Genomic DNA, 21,359 nt, shown 5'->3' on the forward strand with positions numbered 1-21,359 from the left:
GAAGTCATCGTCTAATTTCACAACTAAAATTCATGATTGTATCAAACCATAAAAGTCAATTGTCATAAGCGATCGAAAACAAGTAATTTTTGAAGTTGGCCTTTATGTGCGATTCGAGATTTCTCTATATAACGGGACATCAAATGGCAGATTTTCGGAGTTTGATAGAAAGCAACACCCATAGATTTTATCTATCGAAAAAAAAATTAGTTACGAAGTAATTTTAGTAATTTAGCAGTTAGAAACAAAGAACACATAAATAAAAAATAGTATGGAAAATAACAATGGTTCAGATTCAATCATATCGGACGTAAACAAAGGTGAAAGCAAGTGTCCTTTCTCCGGAGGTGCATTACATAAAACCGCTGGCTCCGGCACAAGAAACCGTGACTGGTGGCCAAATCAACTGAAGTTGAATATTCTTCGGCAACACTCCACCCTGTCCAATCCATTGGATAGTTCGTTCAACTATGCGGAGGAATTTAAAAGTCTTGACTTGGCGGCCGTAAAAAGGGATATCGAAGAGACGTTGACAACGTCTCAAGATTGGTGGCCTGCAGATTTCGGACACTACGGCCCTTTGATGGTCCGCATGGCTTGGCACAGTGCCGGCACCTACCGGATTTCCGATGGTCGTGGTGGAGGAGGATTCGGTACGCAGCGCTTTGCTCCACTTAATAGCTGGCCGGACAACGCAAACTTGGATAAAGCGCGTTTGTTACTGTGGCCCATAAAGCAGAAATATGGCAAAAAACTTTCTTGGGCTGATCTTTTGATACTTACAGGAAATGTAGCTTTGGAATCAATGGGTTTTAAAACCTTTGGTTTTGGAGGCGGACGTGCCGATGTGTGGGAACCTGCTGAGGATGTCTATTGGGGATCTGAAGGCGAATGGATGGGGGATGACAAAAGATATAGTGGCGAGGAGCGCATTTTGGAGCAACCCCTCGGTGCATCCCATATGGGGCTTATCTATGTAAACCCAGAAGGTCCAAAAGGCGAACCAGATCCAATTGGTGCAGCACACGACATTCGGGAAACATTTGGCCGTATGGCGATGAATGACTATGAAACAGTAGCACTTATAGCAGGCGGACATACCTTCGGTAAAACCCACGGAGCAGCCGACCCAAAAGAATATGTGGGTGTAGAACCAGAAGGAGCAAGCATTGAAGAGATGGGCCTTGGCTGGAAAAACAGCTACGGCACTGGAAATGCAGGGGATACGATCACAAGTGGTCTTGAAGGCACTTGGACGACAACACCTACCAAATGGGGTAACAATTTTTTTGAAAACCTATTTGGATTTGAGTGGGAATTGACTAAAAGTCCCGGTGGAGCCCATCAGTGGAAACCCGTAAATAATGGCGGTGCAGGTACGATTCCAGACGCCCATGACCCTTCGAAAAGTCATGCCCCGTTTATGTTGACAACAGATATTGCATTGAAGGCAGATCCAGCTTATGAGAAAGTATCCAGACATTTTCTGGAGAACCCTGATGAGTTTGCAGATGCATTTGCCCGTGCGTGGTTCAAACTTACCCACAGGGACATGGGACCAGTATCACGATATTTGGGACCAGAGGTACCTCAGGAAGAGCTGATTTGGCAAGATCCAATTACAGCTGCTAACTACGCTCAAATAGATGATCAGGATATAAGTGCTCTAAAGGATAAAATTGCTGCTTCTGGAATATCTATAGCACAACTTGTCTCTACCGCTTGGGCATCTGCCTCTACCTTCCGCGGGTCTGACAAGCGTGGTGGAGCAAACGGAGCACGCATTGCCCTTGCCCCACAGAAAGATTGGGAAGTTAACCATCCTGGATTGTTGGCAAATGTGTTGGATGCATTAACGGCAATAAAAAACGAATTCAACAACGCCCAAACAACTGGAAAGCAAGTCTCCCTAGCTGACCTCATTGTACTTGCAGGTGGTGTTGGTGTAGAGCAAGCTGCTAAAAAAGGCGGTGTAGAAGTGACTGTTCCTTTCACTCCAGGAAGGACCGATGCTACCCAAGAGCAAACTGACGTGGATTCGTTCGCCGCTCTTGAGCCGGGTGCGGATGCATTCCGAAACTATTTCAAGCCTAAGCACAGAGCTTCTGCTGAAGAAATGTTGGTGGACAAAGCACAATTGCTTAATCTAACAGCACCTGAGATGACAGTTCTTGTTGGAGGTATGCGGGTATTAAACACCAATTTTGGACACTCCCGACATGGTGTATTTACCAAGCGTCCGGAAGTACTGACCAATGATTTCTTCGTCAACTTACTCGATATGGGTACGACCTGGAAGGCGGTTTCGGATCAGGATAATGTGTTCGAGGGACGTAATCGTTCTACTGGCGAAGTGAAATGGACTGGGACACGGGTAGATTTGATCTTTGGATCGAATTCCGAATTGAGAGCGGTCTCTGAAGTATATGCCTGCGCGGATGGTGCGGAAAAGTTCGTACATGACTTCGTAGCTGCATGGAGTAAGGTTATGAACCTTGATCGATTTGATCTCGCATAATTTCTCAAATTCATATTTAATATTTAAAAAGGGGGCTATTTTCAGCCCCCTTTTTATTGAAACTATTAAACAGTTTTTTTCCCTAAGTACTTTTACTTCTTTATGTCCACCAACTCTAGCCTTTTGATTTAATACGCTTATCTTTAGAAGCTAAGGATTTTTCCTACATGTTGCCGTACAGGATAGGTCAGTAGCATTTCAATTGATCGTCCGGTTTGTCACCTTTTGCAGAATGAATGGCACAAAGGTGTAAAAATATTTAATTTGCTAAGCTTTTCAACCCTGTAAATACGCCATGGACTCATATAAGCAGGTAGCTTTGGCTTTGTCCTCAAGAGGAGCGAGGGGACTGGCTCATATTGGAGTGATTGAAGCACTTGAGGCTCGTGATTACCATATTGCCTCGATTGCCGGCTGCTCCAAGGGAGCACTTATTAGAGGGATTTATGCCAAAGGGAACTTGCCGGAATTTAAGGAATGGATCTGTCATCTGGATAGAATTGATGTTTTTTCTTTAATGGACTTCACCATTTCCTTTGAAAAAGCCTTGGACAAGTACGAGGCAGATCAATAGAATATTTCTTGATACGAACTTTAGAAAATCACTCTATATAAATCGTCGCTTGACGTTACCTTTGGATACAATAAAGTTCTTCTTAATTCACTTCTTTCAAGAAGTACAACTGCTTTTTGCATCCTCTTCCATTACCTATAAGAATAACTGACTTGACTTCCCAATTCAGAATCCAGAACGACTTTGGCATACACCTCGATTTCCTGCTGCAGTTCCTCCACATGGCTTATAATACCTACGATCCGGTTCTCCTGCCGGAGGGATTTAAGGGTCTCAAAGACCACTCTTAATGAGTTTCTGTCCAATGCTCCAAAGCCTTCATCAAGAAAAAAGAAGCTTTGGTCAGCCTGATTGAGCGCTTTAACCTTTTCTGCCAAAGCAAGTGCCAGACAGAGCGATGCCTGAAAGGTCTGACCTCCGGATAGTGTCTTCAGCAAACGCTTCTTCCCCCCATTTAAATAATCGATTACCCAGAACGTATTGGCATCATCAATCTCCAGACTTAAGCTGTTTTTTGTCAGTTTTCTAAAACGCATATTGGCCGTATTGCAAAGCTCTTTGAGATAGATTCCGCTCACATACTTGACAAACCCACTTCCTTGAAACAAGATATTCAGCTCTCTAAGACTGGATTCCCGTTGACTTAGCTTTTCAAAAGTCTTTTCAATCTCTGCCTTTTGCTTCAGCTTTTCGGTATCCTCAAAGATTTGTTGCTCCAATAGGGTGTATTCCTGTTGCTTTTGATTGAGTAATTGTTTCTCTGTATCGAGTGTTGACGCCATTTGATCAAAAGCATTCAGGTCGAACTCCTTTACTCCGGGCTCTAGAATCAATTCTTCTATATTATTTTTAACCAACAAGCACCTATCTTCAAATTGTCGAATTTCCCTGTCCAATACCTCCGTGTCCAAAGAACTGCCAAAGAGGTCTACCAATACGTTTCTGTCGTTAAATCCGTACTTTTCCATCGACACAGTGAATTCACTCTCCAACCCCTTGATTTTCTCCACAGTTTTATCTCTCAACTCGGTGAAATGGCCGAGATTTGCCAAGTTGGTTGCCTGTTTCGTCCGTGTTTCCTGCAAAACTTTCCGCTTGCTATCGAGCTTGAAAGCCGTCTCTTCGATGTCACGTTTTACCTTTTGAACCGTAGATTGAATCACTTCCGGATCTTTATCGTAGAAAGGTTTACAAAAAACTGGATCTTTGATTTCTTCAACTTTGGTGGTAATGGAGGTACTTAAGCTCAGGGTTTGCTGACTGAATTCCTGTTGCTTTTTATGGGCCTTTTCATGTGAAACCTTATTTTGTTCCGATTTTTTTCGTAAAGTTTTAATCTCGTTGAGCATTCGTTCCTTTTCCAGTACCGCCTTTTCACTACTTGCTATATGGCTTTCCAATGCTCCCAGTGAACTTATACCCAAGCCAGTCATCTTACTTAGAAGGGCCTCCAAATTGTCTTTAACCCGAAGCGACTCCTTCGCTTTATCTGCAAGCATGCTTTGTTGATGCTCCAACCTGATTTTTTGCTCACCCAAAGTTTCAGAAATAGAGTTGATCTGTTCCATTAGAAGCTTAGCCTCCTTGATTTGAGATGTGCATTTCCCCAGTTCATCTACTTCTGCCTGAAGTTCAAGCGGGTCTGGATGATCCTCGGACCCGCAAAGTGGACAGGCTTCTCCCGAAATTAGCAAATGAACATGTGCTCCCAATCCCTGACGCTGCATTAAGTGCTCCCGAGCGATTTCCAAATGCTGAATAAGCTCCTTTTGAGCATGCTTCCATGCATCAAAATCAATTTCGTCATCTGGTAACTTTTGTAAAAATCCTTGAATGGTGTCTTGAATATTTTTTATGGCAGATTCATACTTTTGCTTATCTGTTTCAATCTGCTTTAGCTGATTCTGCCATTGAAGCCAGTCCTTTACATCACTCTTTCTTTCGGCCAATTCTATGCTTCCGGAGACCACGAGGTTATCGGTCTCATTTTCGAGCTCCTTGATCCTCACATCAAGGTATTGTTGGGCTGTAGACAATGTTTCCAGCTCTGGTTGTAAGGTTTCCAGAGATTTTTCAGCTTGGTCTAACTCATTCTGCAATTTTTGGATTTCCAGTACTTTAGTTAAATCCCTGATTTTGGTCTCCCGTTCAGGCCGATTTTCCGATTTTTCCCTGAGAGATTTTTCATCTTCTTCGAGCACCTTAATATCCTTTTCGAAGTTTTCCCGAAAGCGGGCACAATCAATGGCACTTACCCGGTACTTTTCCAGTTCCTTATTTTCCTCTAAAATACTTTCCCATAAAGGCCGTAGATAGGTTTTGGCTATTACAACCTCCTGAAGCGTATTTTTCTTTTCTTCTATTTCAGGTAACCGCTTCTCCAATTTTTGCCATTCCTGCTTGTATTCGAGGAGCTTTTTATAACTTTTTTGGATTCCTTCCTGTCTTCTGTACGATGCTTCTGTCTTTTCGAGATTATGTCGGGCGTCGTCAACTAACATTTTTAGGTCTTTCAACGAAGCGATCTTTTGCTCCAAAGCTGCGGGACTAAGGTCCGAAAAGGCATTTAACTGCGTTTCCAGTCTGATTTTATCCTCACGTACTGCCTTTAAAAGTACACCTGTTTTAGGGGCAAGATCAAAACGTTCCAATCCAAAAAGTTCCTTCATCATATCGGCCCTGGGGCCAGGGGTTAGGTCGATAAAGTCCCTGAACTTTCCCTGTGGAATGATTACCGTTTGTTTGAAGTGCTCTTTTTTCATACCAACGATGGCCTCACCACGCTGATCCAAGGGAACCGGAGTGCCGTCTATGAGTTCGTAAAATGTATGTTCAGCGGGCTTTACATCATCAAAATTTTTCTTGTTTCTTTTGGCGGAATAGCGGGCCAAATAGGTCTGGACATTGTTTTTTCCCCCCTTAAACTCAAAATTTATCAGTAAATGATCGCGCTGCAAGTTCAGCATGCTGTTTTTTTCGCCCCGGTCGGACAGACGCTCCGTGCTCCCATATAGTGCCAACATAATAGCTTCCAGAATAGAGGATTTACCGCTACCCACAGCACCAAATATGCCAAAAAGACCCGCTGCTGTCAATTGCTCAAAATCGATTACCTGCGTATCCTTATATGAATACAATCCTTGAATTTCCAGTTTGACTGGTATCATGTGTCTTGGTTTTGGCTGATAACTTCCTTAAATAGGCTGATTAGGCTGTCATTGGGTTCCTGCTTCTTTTCACTTTGGTAGTACATCTGGAAAAGACTCACCATATCTTTCTCCAAATCCTCCACCTTGAGACCAAGATTCGGCTCATTGATACCGCTTTTTATCAATGGAATTAGATTGACTATACCGTCGTGGGCTTTCATGAGGGCTCTCCTGGTGGATGCATCGATAGAATAATCTGTCACATAGGTCAACTCAACAAAACAGTATGGATTGCTTTCCAGCCAGTCGAGAGCTGTTTGCAGCTCCATAAACGTTTTCCGGTAGAGCGGTCTACCTTTGGTCAATCCTATTGGGCGATATGATACTGGCTTGCCTGGTTCAGCATCTACGATGACGACCTGCTTTTGTTGATCCGCCTCGCTAAATGAGTAGGACAAGGGTGAACTTGCGTATAGGGCGGGACAGGGTTCCTGACCGACAGCATGGAATCGGTGTAAGTGGCCAAGGGCGGCATATTGGATTTGAGAAGGGATGTTGTGGGTAAACAAAGCTTGAGTACCACCCACATGTAGAATGGGTCTTTCACTTTCGGGTTCCGGCTCCGGCTTTTCCCCTTCTTTGACAAAAAAGAAATGGCCTATGAAGAGATTAACACCTTTGTTATCGCAGAAGGTATCAGCTATATGCTTCCATTTATCCGCCACAAGCTCACGAAAGGTCGATTCTCTGTCAACTTGTCCCAAATATGTTTTCAGCAAAACTTCGTTGGCATAAGGAGCCAATATAATCCGGATGGGATATGAAAATCCCGGTCCTGTCAATTCGATAAAACCGGGTGCGGATTGGGTAATGGCCCATCCTCCATTAAGCTCTCCACAAACGACATGGGTGTCAAACTTACTGTATAATATGATACCAAATTCCCTAGCCAAGGGATCTGGTGCCTCTACAAACTGGGTACTGTCGTGGTTACCGGCGATCGCTACAACCGGCCGGGTTCCGTTGTTCGAAAGGCGACGCAGCGTTTTATAAAACAACTCTACAGCTTCATGGCTGGGATTGAAGCTGTCAAAAATGTCCCCTGCCAAGAGTACTATATCTACTTCCTCCCTGTCAGCTATTTGAATCATTTCCTCCAACACTTCTTTTTGCTCTGCAATTCTAGGAAATTCCTGCAGTCTTTTTCCAAGATGCCAATCTGCCGTATGTAGAATTTTAACCATAAGATTAATTGTGTTCACTTAAATGATTAAAATTAGAACCTTCTATCTTGGAGTGCAAGACTAACCTAATTTTTATCTTTCATAAGGATTTTGTTTATTTACCAACTGCTGCTTGCTGAGAAGACTTATTTTATTGGATCAATTCTAACAGCGGAGGAGCAGCGCCTTTCACAGGGTCTTGATTCACAATACGTTTGCAAAAAAATCTCTATTCTTATTGGCATAGAAGTTGCTTAAAGGTGCAATTATGAATAAAATACTTATCATTCTGATTGTTAGCTTTCTACCTTTTTCATGGGCATTTGGTCAGTCACCTTTCACAGCTCCAGATTCTTTATTAGTGATACAATCGGGTGTTGCCAGTTTTTACGGCAAGGCATTTCACAAGCGCAAAACAGCAAGCGGGGAAGTTTATGATATGTGGAATTATACCGCTGCCCACAAGCACCTACCCTTTGGGACATTATTAAAAGTCACAAATCTTAACAACGGATACCAGGTCATCGTCCGTGTCAATGACAGACTGCCCAAAAGTTCCAAGCGGGCTATTGACCTTTCCCGGGGTTCGGCAGAACAGTTAGCGATGGTAGGCGATGGGATTGTGGATGTAACTCTGGAAGTTCTAAGCCATCAGGCCATTGCGAATCTTCGTGATTATTATGAAACAGTGCCTTTTGATTTACGTCTTCGACTGTATTATGATTCCTTTCAGGCAAATAAAAAAGAACAGGCCATACTGCAATTAAAATTTTAATTTTATTAGAATAAAGTACTAGATATATACCGTATTTCAAGAAAAAACCTGTAGTATGGATTAAATATTTGTTAATTTTTCAAAAAAAATAGGTTCAAGGTTGCTCAACATTTAATTTTTTAGTTACTTATACCCCCAACGACAGCGCTTGGTGTTTTCCTGATTTTTACATTCGAAATCAGCAGGTAACCTAATCTTTAAATTGAGTATGTATGAAAGTAGTTAAGCAACTCTATTTGCCGCTTATTTTTGCATGTGTTTTTTTGGGGTGTGCGGGTGAGAAGGAAAAAGGAGAAGAAATCCCCATGGAGTCTTTCCGGGATGAAGTACAACCGACTATGGTGTTGGTTTCCCATTCAGAAAACAAATCGTTTGATTATCTCATCAATGCCACTGGCAAAATCGAAGCCTCAGACCAGGTGATGGTGATTGTCGAACGGCAGGGATACCTGCTGGAATTGTTGGTTAGCGAAGGGCAACAGGTAAAAGCGGGAGAAGTAATTGCCCGCTTGGATATTACCGATAGTAAGTTTGAGTTAGAGAAAGCCGAAATCGAGCTTCGCTCCAGAATGGCGGAATTTGAAAACCAAAAATTGGGATATCCGTCCATCTATGCCATTGAAAATCCGGATGCAAACCAAGTTGAGGAATGGGATGACCGTCTCAAAGCGTCCAGCGGGGTACTCACGGCTGAAATTAGTCTCCGGGAGGCACAGTTAAACTTGGAAAAATCCATTATCAAAGCCCCAATCTCAGGTACAGTGGCAGACCTAAAAATAAAAAAGGGAAGCATGGTCAATAGTGGTGACGAGATTTGCGAAATTCTAAGCACTGGCCAATTGGAAATGAAAGTCAAGGTACTCGAATCCGATATCAATTATATCAAAAAGAATCAAAAGGCAGAAATCTACCCAGTCTCCGGCGGACCAGAGCAACTCACCGGAACGGTCAGCAGCATCAATCCAAAAGTGGACGAAAATGGTCTGGTTCAGGTTACCATTCAACTACAACGTCAGGGAAATCTTCTATCCGGCATGAATGCCCGAGCCGTCATCAGAGCCCCGCAGAGCAACAGCCTGGTAGTACCCAAGCCGGCTGTAGTCTACCGAAGCGGAAGACCGGTGGTCTTCACGGTGGAGAATAACCAAGCCATATGGAACTATGTAGAGGTAGGAAAGGATAATGGCAAGGAAATGGAGGTGCTCGACGGCATTCAGGCTGATTCCCAAGTCATCGTCAGTAATAATGTGCAGCTCGCCCATCAGGCGCCTATTCAGATCCAAACCGAGGGGATGTAATGGTACGATTTTTACTAGCCAGACCCATCGCAGTAGGAATGACATTTCTTGCGCTGATTGTATTCAGTGTAATTGTTTTCCGCACCTTACCCATTTCCCTTTTGCCGCCTATTGATGTGCCTCAGATCGTAGTGAAGGTGAACTATGCCAACGCCTCCCCTGAATCAATTGAGCAGAATGTACTACGCCCTATACGTGAAGGCCTGCTTACCCTAAATGGGCTTGAGAACATGGAAAGCAAAGCCGGCAGTGAAGTCGGTAACATCCGCCTTACATTTGATTTTCAGACCAAAATGGAGCTGGCCTATATCGATGTGAATGAAAAGATTGACAGGCTAACGAACAGCTTGCCTGAAGATTTACCCCGCCCCCAAGTAATACGGATCAATACCAACGACATCCCCATAGTACGGGTACAGGTGATCCCCAAGGAAGGAACCGATTACGCACAGGTTTCCCTATTGGTTGACAACGTCCTAAAAAAGCGCCTTGAACAATTGGAAGGCGTAGCACTCGTGGATATAAATGGCAAACAGGAGCGTCTAATTGCTGTGGCTCCGGACCGGGCAGCTTTAGCCGGACTGGGAATGACCGAGCAGAACATCATTGACGCCATCCAAGCCGGCAACAGTGAGCTTCCGGGCATCAGTGTGGAAGATGGTCAATTCCGGTATTACTTGCGAATGGCCACCCGCTTGGATACTCCCGAAGATATCATGGCATTGCCTGTCCGAAAGGATGGAGGTTCGGCTATCACCCTTTCCAAAGTTGCTCAAGTCGGGTACGAATTGGCAAAACCAATGGGGTATCACCTCTACAACGGGAATGAAAGTCTCGTAGTGACTGTACACAAACAGGCGGCTGCAAAAATGAATGAATTAATGCCTTTGGTATATGATGCCGTGGAAAACTTCAAAGGAGACTATCCCCAGGTAGACTTTGAGTTGACCCAAGACCAATCAATGTTACTCAATGCCGGGATAAGCAATCTCCAAACCAGCTTGCTTTTTGGAGGAATCTTTGCATTTGGAGTGCTGTTTTTATTTATGGGTAATTTTAGGATGCCGATCATTATCGGTATTAGTCTTCCCTCATCGCTAATCATCAGTTTTCTCGTATTTTATTTTTTTAATATTTCCATCAATGTCATTTCACTTAGCGGGCTTGCACTAGGATTGGGTATGCTGATAGATAACTCCATCATAGTCTTGGACAACATCAGCCGAAAACGCCGTGAAGGGCTTGGGATATTCGAAGCATGTGTCACAGGGGTAAATGAGGTAATGTCTGCCCTTATCAGCTCGGTTTTGACTACCCTAGCCGTATTTGTACCTTTGATTTTCTTAAGTGGCATTTCCGGTGCCTTATTCTATGATCAGGCAATTTCCGTGGCAGCCATTTTGTCAGTTTCGTTGCTAGTTGCATTTATCTTGCTGCCTTTGCTCTATAAGCTATTCTTCGCCAATCGCGAAGGGGAGGTGGTAAAAGAGGACAGCCGATTTTTTCTATTATTATTAAGGGGCTACAAAGGAATATATAAACAGCTATTTGCTAATCGGGCTATAAGTCTACTAGTCCTTTTGGCACTCATCCCATTATTATTGTCAATAAGTCAAATCTTACCAGTGTCGGGTTTGCCTCCTATTCAAAAATTTGACGTCATGCTTCAGGTAGACTGGAATGAACCTATCCATGCTACCGAAAATAAACTCCGGATTCAGACCTTATTGGATGAAATGGGCGGCAATTACAACCATGCCGAGAGTGACATTGGTGTTCGTCAGTTTTTATTGTTTGAAGGAGAAAGCTCAATACAGCAAGCAACACTTTACCTAATGTTTTCAGATCAGGAACAGAAGGACCGTCAGGAAGAATGGCTCTCCAAGTACCTCAGACAACGATTTCCTCAGGCTACGGTCGAACTTCAGGACGCTCCAAATGCCTTCGATCAGTTGTTCAGTTCGGATCTTCCTAATTATGAGGTACGTTGGAAAGATTTGGTTAGCAAAAGACCCATAGATGAACCGCGCATGGATCAATGGTTGGGCGAACTACCCGTGACTGAATGGGAAAGAGGCCCAAGCCTACAAAAAGAATCCTCAGTGGTTTTTCGGATCGACCAAGAAAAGCTAGCACTGTATGGCGTAAGTGTAGATCAACTTTTGCAGCAAGTCCAAAAGCTTTTTGGCAGCTACCTAATCACGGATATCAAGCGCTTTGGAGAGATCACCCCCATTAAGTTGAAGGAAAGTCCGGCGGATTTCCTTCAACTTCTGCGAAACAACTATGTATATGGAGTCGATCAAACCCCATATTTGCTAAGTAACTTCGTGACGGCTGCCTATGACAATCATTATAAATACGTAACAGCCGACCGCAGTGGAGTGTTTCAGTCCATACTCCTGACCGCAAGCAATCCGACCATTCACGACAATGAACTGCAGAAATGGGGATCATCACGTAATCTAAGCATAGATTTTACAGGGCAGTATTTCCAAGATCAGGAAACCATCAGACAATTGATTGGAATTCTTATGATCTCGGTCCTTCTTCTATATTTTATTCTGGCAGCGCAGTTCGAAAGTTTTATTCAACCACTAATCGTCATCTTAACACTGCCATTGGGGGTTGGGGGATCTTTTTTGGTGCTTTGGCTTACCGGAACATCACTCAATGTCATGTCAGCCATCGGTCTCGTAGTTATGCTCGGGATAATGGTAAACGATGCCATACTGAAGATAGACACGATCAACCGACTCAGGTGGCAATACGCTCGTATTTCAGGCTTAAGTTCACGTCAGGTATTGGACAAAGCGTTGTATCAGGCTGGTGAGATCCGGTTGAAACCAATAATAATGACCTCGGTGACTACGATTTTGGCCCTGTTACCTGTGATCTTCAGTGCGGGATTGGGGGCTGATTTGCAAAGACCTCTCGTTTACAGCGTGATTGGCGGTTTGACTATTGGGACGTTCACTGCCCTGTTTTTTGTGCCGTTGGCCTATTGGTTTACAGTTCGGGGAGGTCGTTCAAACCAAATTTTGACAGAAAAACTGGCAACGAGCAAAAGCATGAGATAGCTACCTAAACCTGAATAAAATAGTCTTCCAGAAGATAAGTAGTTTCTTTTTGAAGAACAAATTAGTATTAGATTGCACAGTATATCTAGAAAAAAATTATTTTATTTATCCAAGTTTATTCTTTCCGCTTTCTGTACAATTTGATGGATGATTTGGTCGAGTTCGCATGCCGAGTCTAAGATCATTTTGTTAAGAGCGTCCTTCCCTAGATCTTCTTCTAAAGTATCCATGGATTGAACCAGCCCCATTAGGCGGGAGAGGGGGGACCGTACGACATGAGACTGCATCCATGCAATTTCTTGAAGGCGGGTATTTTGATCTTCTACCGTTTCGATATATTTCACCTGTTTGGTGATGTCATGGGCCAATATTACTTGGGCCTTTTTTCCCAAAAAATCGATATAGTTCCCTTTAATTTCTACCGTTATTATATCCCCATTTTTTTTAAGGTGCCTAACAACCACAGAATCTGGAAAAGGCATCCCCTCCTCAAGCTTTTTTATGAGTTCTTCCCAGGTTTTGTAATCTTCTCTGGGCCGGATATCCGGCAATCGCATAGAAAGAAATTCCTCCCTGCTATAGCCGTAGTGATTAATAGCCGCCTGATTCACATCCAAAAAGTTGTAGCTGTCGCAGCAATACAAATACATGGGAATGGGACTAAGGTGAAAAAGGTCCTTGTATCGCTTTTCAGAATCCATAAGTCGCTCGGAGGCCTGTTTACGGCCTAGACTATAGACGATGCTTTTATGTAGGATACTTGGTGTAATTTCGTCTTTAATCAAATAATCGGCTACCCCGTGTGCCAAACTCTCAATCCCAAAGGCTTCATTATTATATCCGGTCAACACTATAAGACAAGTATCTTCGGCTAATTGAGCTATTTCCTGAATAAGTTCTTTCCCATATTTATCCGGTAAGGTCAGGTCCAACAGGATTAGATCATACCCTCTATTTATCGATAATTGATCTTTTGCCTGTCGGAAGCTTGTTGCCGTATAAATCTCCGGATCCTCCAATCCCTCACGTAAATACTCCTCAATTAAAAAAAGGTCTCCCTCATTATCCTCCACAACCAACACTCGGTAAGAAACCATTGCCTTATTCATTCAACTACACATTATTTATAAAAAAAGGACAGTACACTCCATAAAACCTTTCCTTAATTTTAAATTTTTAAATTAATTAATTAAGAAATATAGTCAAATACACTTAGAAATTATACATATGCGGAAAATTGTTGATGTTCATGGGATAAACCAATAGCTTCATCAACTTACGTTTGGTGCCCTCCTACTACCCCTTTTTCCTAAAAGCCCTTCCAGGAAACTCTATCCGAAACGAATCGATATTTCCATTGTCCTGAAGAGTTACGTAGGCGGTTTTACCATCTATGCCTCCAAAGGCGATATTGGAAGGTTTGCTTCCAGACATAACTATCTCTTGAAGCAATTCACCGTCAGGAGAAATTTTTGCTACTGTTCCCTTTCCATGCCGGGTAATATAAAGGTTTCCGGCAGTATCACACCGCATACCATCCATCCCAAAATCCTCAAATTGAATAAGGAGGCGTTTATTGCTTATTTCGCCTTTAGGGGAAAGGTCATAAGCCCATACATTCCGTTGTACCGATTCATTGACATAAAGGGTTTTATTGTCGGGACTTACTTCAACTCCATTCGTAGTCCCCATGCTGGACTCCAGCAGCACAAATTCTCCGGAAACATCGACACGCCACAAATTTCCAGTACCGTTTTTCCAGCTTGGATCAGAGGCAAATACAATATCATTGTCCATAATGGCAATATCATTAGGCTGATTCAGTTCAGGGTGATGCGCATAGACGTTGATTTCAAGGGTATTCATGTCTACCTGCAGTACATTGTGTCCCGTATAGTCTGCAATCAACATCTCCCCATTACTGTTAAATCGAATCCCATTTCCTGTACTCCCGACGGGCAACTCAATGAATAGGGAAACTTCGCCTTTGGGGGTAACTTTTCCGATGGTGCCTTCTCTAAAAACATTGACTACATATAGGTTACCGAAATCGTCCACCGCCGGACCCTCAATTCCGGAAGTAAACTCCCCTCCGGTCGTAAAGGGTTTGGCTTGATAAAAAACTTCCTGTTCTCGATTTTCCATTTCATTATTCAGGTTTTGCTTACTTGGGGAGTTACAGGCAATCATCAGATAGATTGGCACTATAAAGTATTTAATTTTCATAGATGATGAATTAATTTGCGCCCTATACCACATTTGTTATCAGTAAGCGATTTATTAAAATTTCACAACTTCTTAAAAATACAACCAATATTCCAAATTTGCTGCCATTTGAAAGATATTTTGGAGAAAAGTGGAAAAATAAGACCGGAAGGTAATTTTCAATCCGGGTTTAAACTATAATTTTGAGTTTGCAATAAATAGAAGTCATCGCTAAAGGAAAAGCATTTGCAGAAATAATAATAATACCATAAATTCAATGGTTTTTAATTAATCTTGTATAATTCACCTATCATGAAAAAAATAGAAAGAAGATCAACCCTCAAAAAACTATTTGCGTCCCTCGCCGGATTTGCCGGAATTAGCGCGGTAGCGAACGCCAACACCGATGCCGCACTGGAGAAAGAAGTTTTTAATATAGTAGAGGAGCAGGATGTCCCCCTGTTTTCTGGGGCTACCAAATTGGGAAATATGGTTTTTATTGCAGGAAAAGGAGCCCATTTTGACGGCGACATCAAAGCCCATACAGACCACGTCCTAAAAGAATTGGAAAAGGAACTGGTAAAAGCAGGATCTTCCATGGAAAAAGTCTTAAAAGTTAGTGTGTTTTTGCACGACTTGAATGATTATGCGGGAATGAATGAAGTCTTTCGCGGACGCTTCGGCAAAAAGCCACCAGTAAGAACCACAGTAGCCACATATGGCGGCGTACCTGGCGATTCCTTGGTAGAAATGGACTGTATTGCCTATATTTAACGTTAGAAATTCTTTATAATAGACCCCTAAACCTCCGGCCACTTGAAGCAAGAAAAATTATTCCAAGGATTTATAGTCGCAGCATTTGTTATTCTATTAATTGCTCTTACACTGATCTTCATGGGAAATACACCCTCCTCGGGGCCCTTGTTAATCGGGTTTTTTATACTTCTTGGCATCGGGTTTAGGGGTTTTCATCGACTCAAAGGGTACACATACACTGCGATGATTTTCGCAGGAGTTACAGCGGCCATGTTTTATCCACACCATCTTACCGAATATGACGGATATGCATACAGCAACCTTATTACTCCCTTGATTCAGATCATCATGTTTGGCATGGGCACATCGATGTCGGTCAATGATTTTGTAGGGGTTGCAAAAATGCCCAAAGGTGTTTTTATCGGCTTAGGTGCTCAAATAACCATAATGCCTTTATTGGGCTTTACCCTAGCCAGCTTTAGTGGCTTCGCTCCTGAGATAGCTGCCGGCATCATACTTATCGGCTGCTCTCCTTCCGGCCTTGCTTCTAATGTAATGGCCTATTTAGCAAAAGCGAATTTGGCTTTATCCATCACCATCACAGCAGTGGCTACCATCTTGGCACCATTTACTACACCTTTATTAATGAAGCTGTTAGCTGGTACCTTTATCCAAATAGATGTCTGGGATATGATGTGGAGCATAGTAAAAATGGTCATTTTTCCAATAGGAGGAGGCTTGTTGTTTAATCGCTTTCTCAGTGGCAAAGCCAAATGGCTCGATGATGCCATGCCGCTGGTATCCATGATTGGGATTGGAATCATCATTACCATCATCACGGCAGCAGGCAGGGACAGCCTCTTGGATATCGGAGGTTTGTTAATTATACTCGTTTTGATTCACAATCTTATGGGATATAATTTGGGATATTGGATAAGTAGGCTTTTCCGATTAAGGGAAGGAGACTGTAGGACAATTGCGCTTGAAGTTGGGATGCAAAATGGTGGTTTGGCCTCCGGTCTGGCAAAAGAAATGGGTAAAATAGCCACTGTGGGATTAGCAGCTGCCGTATTTGGACCGTTGATGAATATCACCGGCTCAGTGCTGGCATCCTACTGGCACCGCAAACCTCCCAAAGATGATATACCCGAATAATCTTCATATAGCTTATCTTTGAATATCCGGAGAATTTCCATTTCGCTAGTTGCAATTTCATCACTGGGACTGGTATTGGCGACATATTTATTTTGGGTTGGTGCCAATTCAATTGCGGGAGCTTCCTTGTTGGCATTCTTGACACTTTTGGGTCTAGGTTTTTCTCTGCACCCCTTATTGAAAGGATACCTCTATACGTTAATGATCTTTGTCGCTGCCACTGTGGCCCTTCTTTATCCCCAGCCATTCACTGAATTTAGGGGTTATCCGCTCAGTCAACTTATCATCCCTCTATTACAGTTTGTCATGTTCGGAATGGGAAGCTCCATGACCATCCAAGATTTCTCCGGAGTAGTAAAAATGCCCAAGGGTGTATTGGTTGGATTGGGATGCCAGCTTACCTTTATGCCGCTATCTGGCCTGCTGATCGCCCAATGGAGTGGGCTTCCCACCGAAATTGCCGCTGGAATAATTTTGGTAGGTTGCTCACCAAGTGGAGTGGCATCGAATGTAATCAGTTTTCTGGCCCGGGCAAATTTAGCGCTATCCATTACAATCACTGCATTATCTACGCTGCTTGCTCCACTGACCACACCCTTGCTGATGGGTTGGCTGGCTGGATCCTATATCGAAATCAATGTATGGGATATGATGTGGAGCATATTCAAGCTGGTTATTTTTCCCATTGCAGCAGGCCTACTTTTTAACCGTGTCCTTCAGGACAAAGCATATTGGCTGCAAAAATTGATGCCAACGGCTTCCATGATTGTGATTGCCTTAGTCATCGTTTTAATCACTGCATCTGGTCGGGACAATTTACTTGATATCGGTGGACTCCTGTTAATTATCGTCTTATTTCACAACCTTCTTGGTTACAATTTAGGCTACTGGGCCGCGAGGGTTTTTGGGCTTGATGAGCGCGATAGCCGAACCATTGCTTTGGAGGTTGGGCTGCAAAATGGAGGTATGGCCGGAGGTTTGGCAAAAGAGATGGGCAAACTGGCTACAGTAGGACTGGCACCGGCAGTTTTCAGCGTACTTCAGAATATTACCGGATCCATTCTGGCTTCTTTCTGGCATAAAAATCCGCCAAAACCTAAGGAGTAAGTGAGTAAATCCATAGTTTGCGTAATCCAGTATACAGCCTCATTCAAACGATTCAGCCCAACCCTATATAATGGATAGACTTCAATTCCTTTCTAAAGTTAAAATTGCTTGTTTTACCAAATTATTGCCTTGATAACGCAATTCCAACAAGCCGTCACTTAAATTTTATATTTCATCTATTAACTTTATTAATAATATCACTAAAGAATTAAGGTTTTTTTAAAAAAATAGTAGATTCCTTTCATAAAGAAATCAGAAATATCTAAGTTTAGCTTTTCAATGTCATTGACCTTTTTATGCGAATAGGTAGTTGCCATATGATATTTTCGCTAAATTAAATATTTAAAAATTAACCTTAAATGTAAATGATCCACAAAGTTCGATTTTAGTAAAAATTTCAAGTCGATAGTCCGGCAAACCTTCAAAGTATTTTATTTCTAAACTAAATATCCTAATTATGATAAAAATTTTATCAATCTCGTGTGGGTTGATTTTCATGCTTTTTATGAGCATCCAAGTCAACGCCCAAACTCGCATCCTGACAGGTACTGTCGTGTCTGAAGTGGATGGTACGCCGATTCCAGGTGTTTCTGTCTTGGATAGGACAAATCAAACAGGAACAGCCACGGACATGGACGGAAAGTATTCCATCAGTGTCAATGATAACACCATTTTAGTATTTTCCTTCATCGGATTTTCAAGTCAGGAGTTCACGGTAGGAAATCGCAGCCAACTTGACGTGACACTCGCTGAAGACGCAAGTGAATTGGGTGAAGTGGTGGTAACCGCTTTGGGTTTGACCAAAGAAAAGAGAAAACTTGGGTATGCTATTACCACGGTCAGCAGTGATGTTATGGACAAGGCTCGGGAACCAAACGTAGCAAACTCTTTGGTAGGACAAGTTGCAGGCCTTGTGGTAAAAGGTACCAACGGAGGACCTCAGGGATCTGCCAATATTGTGCTTCGGGGTCTTCCCAGTATTTCAGGTTCAGGATCACCGCTTTTCGTAATTAATGGGGTACCCATGGATAATACGCAGCGAGGTTCAGCGGGCGAATGGGGTGGATCGGACAATGGGGATGGTATAGGCAATCTTAGCCCTGATGATATTGAATCGATGACTGTTCTTAAAGGACAAGCGGCGTCTGCCCTTTATGGTGCCAGAGCGTCAAATGGCGTTATTTTGGTTACCACCAAAGGTGCGAAAAAAGGCGGAGATTGGTCGCTGTCTTACAATGTCAATGTCATGACGGATCGGCCGATGGATTTTAATAACTTCCAAAACGAATATGGACAAGGTGTAGGTGGTCAAAGACCTCAGAACGAAGCGGAAGCCCGCACAACAGGAAGATTTGCGTGGGGTGAGAGAATGGGCGGTACAGTAATCGGATATGATGGGAATCAATATCCTTATACTCCCTCAGGTGAAAATTATCTGGATTTCTATAGGACAGGAACTAATATAACTAATGCGGTATCAGTCTCTAAGGGACTTGGCGAAGACGGGGCTTTTAGATTATCCATTTCTAACCTAAAATCTAACTCAATCGTGCCTAGTAGTGGGAATGACCGGTTAAGTATCAACTTAAATGTTGATCAGAATATTACAGATAAACTCAATGTGTCGGCCATGATCAATTATATTGACCAACAAAGCACGAATATTCCAAATTTGAGTGATGGTCCGAGAAACCCCAATAACTTTATGTTCTTGGCACCCAATGTAGCCCCAAGTATCTTCGCTCCTGGCTATGATGAAAGCGGAAACGAAATTGTTTTCAGCGACGACATATACGTAACAAACCCCTATTTTATGGCAAACAAGGGGATTAATGATAGGGGCAGGAAAAGAAACATTTCTGCTTTGTCAGCGACATATAGCTTTACTCCAAAAGTCTATGCCATGCTTCGGGTTGGAAATGATGTCTCCAATGATGACTTTTTCGTAGTAGAGCCTACTGGAATTGCCTACTCGCCAGATCTAAAGGGTAACTTAAATGGCAGAGGTTTATCGACGAGATCAGAATTAAATGTTGATGCACTCTTCGGGGCCGATGTAAGTTTGAACGATGACATCTCACTTGATGCACTTGTTGGTGGAACATTCAGAAATAATAGATACGAAGAAGTTGGCGTAAGCGGTTCAAGATTTGTGATTCCTGGATTGTATTCACCTTTTAACGTGGAAATATTCAATCGATCCTATGGGTTTAATGAGCGGGAAGTACATTCAGGCTTTTATTCCATGGGATTTGAATATAAGGATTTTCTTACCTTAACGACTACAGGTAGGTACGATATGTACAGTACATTGCCTGTGGATAACAACAGTATATTTTCTCCATCGGTTACCGGTGCGTTCCTGTTTGATAAGTTTTTGAATATCCCTGCCTTGGATTTCGGAAAGCTTAGAGCATCCTATGCGGTGACGAGCGGTGAGCCATTTGCGGCTTATCAAACACAGTTCTATTACAATTCTGCGAATTCCTTCAATGGAGTGTCAGCGGGTTCTTCTCCGCTAGGTTTACCGAACCTGTTCTTGAAGCCATTTACTACAGATGAAATTGAATTGGGTTTAGACCTAGTCTTCTTTAACAATCGGCTGACCTTTGATGTGGCGTATTTCTCGAAAACGACAAATAATGAAATCATGAATGCTAGTTACAGTATAGCTACTGGATTTAATAGCGCGGTAGTGGCAACCGGATCTACAAACAATACAGGATTAGAACTGATGGTTTCTGGAACACCTATTCAGACCGCAGACTTTACCTGGAGAACTTCTTTAAATTTCACCAACGTGAAAAATGAAGTGTTGAGTACTAATCTGGATAACAATCCGATCAATCTCGGACAAAACAGAGCTACCTTGGGAAATGCAGTTACAGCCTATGTTCCTGGTCTTCCCGGTCCTCAAATAAGGGCGTTTGATTATGAATACGATGCCAATGGAAATATAGTCGTGAATGATGCAGGCCTTCCGGTAAGGGGCGAACTTAAAAATTGGGGTTCGGTGCTTCCTACGCACTATGGTGGTTGGAACAACGAATTTATGTACAAGGGAATTTCCTTTTCTTTTCTGATTGATTACAGCTTCGGAAACAAAGTGCTGTCCGCTACAGAGTTCTATTCACACTTCAGAGGATTGCATCAAAATACGCTTGTTGGAAGAGAGGGCGGTGTGACCACAAATGAAATCACGGCCCCGGCTCAAAATTATTATCAAGCACTTGCGCAGAATGTGACTAAGACAAGTGTAGTGGATGGTGATTTTATCAAGCTTCGTCAGCTAACTTTTGGGTACACTTTCCCCGAAACCTGGTTTAATTCAGTTCCTGTATTCAAAGGATTGACCGCATCAGTTGTAGGGAGAAATCTAGCGATCTTAATGAGAAAGGCAGAGAATATTGATCCTGAGACAACATTTGGCGCCAATATTAATTACTTGGGTATTGAAGGTACCAGCTTGCCACCTACTCAATCTATTGGTTTTAATTTAAATTTCAAATTGCACTAATT

At 42.7% G+C, this 21,359-nt stretch carries 13 protein-coding genes; 9 read left to right on the forward strand and 4 right to left on the reverse strand.

The annotated features are described in order from the left end of the window. Positions 1–271: 271 nt before the first annotated feature. Together katG and FQ608_RS01965 are read left to right on the forward strand one after the other, a co-directional pair. Complete coding sequence (katG, locus tag FQ608_RS01960) at positions 272–2,518, forward strand: catalase/peroxidase HPI (protein WP_158856115.1); 2,247 nt, start codon at positions 272–274, stop codon at positions 2,516–2,518. A gap of 295 nt (positions 2,519–2,813) precedes the next feature. After that, positions 2,814–3,092 (forward strand): patatin-like phospholipase family protein, encoded by a 279-nt coding sequence (locus tag FQ608_RS01965; protein ID WP_158856116.1) that lies wholly within the window; start codon positions 2,814–2,816, stop codon positions 3,090–3,092. Positions 3,093–3,223: 131 nt separating this feature from the next. Here the strand turns inward: FQ608_RS01965 and FQ608_RS01970 are convergent, their stop codons facing one another. Continuing rightward, on the reverse strand, positions 3,224–6,259 hold the full coding sequence (locus FQ608_RS01970) for an AAA family ATPase (protein WP_158856117.1): 3,036 nt from the start codon (positions 6,257–6,259) through the stop codon (positions 3,224–3,226). Beyond that, entirely contained in the window at positions 6,256–7,485 is a 1,230-nt protein-coding gene (locus FQ608_RS01975; protein WP_158856118.1) for a metallophosphoesterase family protein, read from the reverse strand. Before FQ608_RS01975 ends, FQ608_RS01970 begins: the two co-directional genes overlap by 4 nt. Positions 7,486–7,732: 247 nt before the next feature. Between FQ608_RS01975 and FQ608_RS01980 the strand changes: the two genes are divergently transcribed. The 3 genes from FQ608_RS01980 (at position 7,733) to FQ608_RS01990 (ending at position 12,617) form a co-directional block, all read left to right on the forward strand. Then, a complete protein-coding gene (locus FQ608_RS01980) occupies positions 7,733–8,239 on the forward strand; it encodes a septal ring lytic transglycosylase RlpA family protein (protein ID WP_158856119.1) in 507 nt (168 codons plus the stop codon). 212 nt (positions 8,240–8,451) lie between these two features. Further along, positions 8,452–9,537 carry an efflux RND transporter periplasmic adaptor subunit gene (locus tag FQ608_RS01985; protein ID WP_158856120.1) on the forward strand — a complete coding sequence of 362 codons (1,086 nt, stop codon included), beginning with the start codon at positions 8,452–8,454 and terminating at the stop codon, positions 9,535–9,537. Further along, on the forward strand, positions 9,537–12,617 hold the full coding sequence (locus FQ608_RS01990) for an efflux RND transporter permease subunit (RefSeq protein WP_158856121.1): 3,081 nt from the start codon (positions 9,537–9,539) through the stop codon (positions 12,615–12,617). The genes FQ608_RS01985 and FQ608_RS01990 overlap by 1 nt, the downstream gene beginning before the upstream one ends. A 101-nt stretch (positions 12,618–12,718) precedes the next feature. Here the strand turns inward: FQ608_RS01990 and FQ608_RS01995 are convergent, their stop codons facing one another. Continuing rightward, a complete protein-coding gene (locus FQ608_RS01995) occupies positions 12,719–13,726 on the reverse strand; it encodes a response regulator (protein ID WP_234364009.1) in 1,008 nt (335 codons plus the stop codon). A 187-nt stretch (positions 13,727–13,913) separates the two neighbouring features. Beyond that, entirely contained in the window at positions 13,914–14,843 is a 930-nt protein-coding gene (locus FQ608_RS02000; RefSeq protein WP_199856287.1) for an SMP-30/gluconolactonase/LRE family protein, read from the reverse strand. A 291-nt stretch (positions 14,844–15,134) separates the two neighbouring features. Between FQ608_RS02000 and FQ608_RS02005 the strand changes: the two genes are divergently transcribed. From FQ608_RS02005 to FQ608_RS02020, 4 genes are all read left to right on the forward strand, one after another. Continuing rightward, complete coding sequence (locus FQ608_RS02005) at positions 15,135–15,596, forward strand: RidA family protein (protein WP_158856122.1); 462 nt, start codon at positions 15,135–15,137, stop codon at positions 15,594–15,596. 42 nt (positions 15,597–15,638) lie between these two features. Then, positions 15,639–16,733: a bile acid:sodium symporter family protein gene (locus tag FQ608_RS02010; RefSeq protein ID WP_199856288.1), complete on the forward strand. Its 1,095-nt coding sequence runs from the start codon at positions 15,639–15,641 to the stop codon at positions 16,731–16,733. Between the two features lie 18 nt (positions 16,734–16,751). Further along, positions 16,752–17,840, forward strand: coding sequence for a bile acid:sodium symporter family protein (locus FQ608_RS02015; RefSeq protein WP_394351617.1), 1,089 nt, complete (start codon positions 16,752–16,754; stop codon positions 17,838–17,840). A gap of 457 nt (positions 17,841–18,297) precedes the next feature. Beyond that, positions 18,298–21,357 (forward strand): SusC/RagA family TonB-linked outer membrane protein, encoded by a 3,060-nt coding sequence (locus tag FQ608_RS02020; RefSeq protein ID WP_158856123.1) that lies wholly within the window; start codon positions 18,298–18,300, stop codon positions 21,355–21,357. The last annotated feature ends 2 nt before the right edge of the window (positions 21,358–21,359 follow it).

The organism is Lunatibacter salilacus, assembly GCF_009797935.1.
In the GTDB taxonomy this organism is placed as follows: Bacteria; Bacteroidota; Bacteroidia; order Cytophagales; family Cyclobacteriaceae; genus Lunatibacter; species Lunatibacter salilacus.